1 pseudogene is annotated in these 847 nt (G+C 57.7%); it reads left to right on the forward strand.

Annotation, left to right across the window (positions count from 1 at the left end):
- A pseudogene (locus AKG09_RS12290) lies at nucleotides 1-847 on the forward strand (RHS repeat family protein); the annotation flags it as partial.

Consider the following 847-nt stretch of genomic DNA (forward strand, 5'->3'; position numbering starts at 1 on the left):
CCTATATCGACGACCAGGGGCGTTTGTTTCCGCTGCCGGAACCGGAAGAAGACGATGAAGAACCGGTGTTGTTCGAGAGCGAACAAATCTGGTTCGGCAAAAATTCAGACGGCCATTATGTGATTGCTTCGTTGGACGGTTCGGTGTCGTTGCGCTTTGCGCCGCTGGCGGTGTCGGAAGACGACCCGAACGGCGACAACTGTACTGAACTACCGCTGGTGGCGGTGGAGGATGCCAACGGCAACCACCAGCGTTTTATCTACCACCCGCTGACCGGGCTGCCGCAATATATTATCGACGGCAACGGACGGGTGTTCTACTTACACTTCGGCAATGTCGCCGACGAAACCTCGCCCAAACTGCGCCTGTTGTCGGTATCGCTGCTCGATGCCCTGCCCGCTTTCGGCGCAGCCGCACAGGTCGGCGACGCATTGGTGCGCTACGAATACGGCAGCAGCGGCGATTTGCTGCGCGTAATCGGCCGCGACGGCGCGGTCAAACGCAGCTTCACCTATCAAAACAACCTGATGGTGTCGCACACCGATGCGGCGGGTTTGACCGCCTATTACGAATACAGCCATTACACCCCCACCGGCAAAGTATTGCGCAATTGGACTTCGCTGGGTGAGGAATGGCGTTTCGCTTACCACGACGGCTATACCGAAGTCACCGACGTGTTGGGGCGCACCGAACAATACCATTACGACGATAACAACGAGCTGACCAAACGGGTGTTCGCCGACGGCAGCACCAATATCATGGAACGCGACAGCTTGGGCCGTCTGCTCAGCCACACCGATGCGATGGGGCGCGTTACCCGTTATCAGTACAGCAACGAAGGCCAAAT

The sequence above is a fragment of the Neisseria sp. 83E34 genome, assembly GCF_001308015.1.
Lineage (GTDB): Bacteria > Pseudomonadota > Gammaproteobacteria > Burkholderiales > Neisseriaceae > Neisseria.